Origin of the sequence: Bartonella vinsonii subsp. berkhoffii ATCC 51672, assembly GCF_902825225.1 — a bacterium.
GTDB classification, from domain to species: Bacteria; Pseudomonadota; Alphaproteobacteria; order Rhizobiales; family Rhizobiaceae; genus Bartonella; species Bartonella berkhoffii.
In genome coordinates, this window is record NZ_CADEAK010000295.1 from 1 (window position 1) to 396 (window position 396).

A 396-nucleotide genomic window follows, 5' to 3' on the forward strand; every position below is an offset into this window, starting at 1 on the left:
CAAGGCACATAACCTCTAACTCTACAACACCATGCTTCTCTAGTATCTTAATGGGAATTGTTCCTCTTGATATCGATCTTACTGATATTGGCCTTGGGGTATTCCCCCCTCGAAAAACGGCAACAAGATGATGGAATAGCGGATGCGCTGCGATTGACCAGAGCGGGTGATATAGTCGTGGTCTTTCGTGAGAGTGGTGATCACCACGGGCCCATGGAGAAGGGCGCTATAGCTCATATCATTCATCCAACGAAGAATCTGTACGGGTTTGGCTGCTCGTATCGTTCTGCTGAGTGAGTCAATCGATGCACGGTCACCAAGTTCTTCTGGAAACCAAACTCTATGAATGGTCTTTGCATCATTGCCATAGCCGGTGCATTGCAAACTGGGGGATCT

1 protein-coding gene is annotated in these 396 nt (G+C 48.0%); it reads right to left on the minus strand.

The genetic code is table 11. From position 1 onward, the window contains the following. Positions 1 to 78 precede the first annotated feature (78 nt). On the minus strand, positions 79 to 396 hold a 318-nt coding region (locus tag J7R10_RS09335), incomplete at its 5' end, for a phage tail protein (protein ID WP_208436533.1).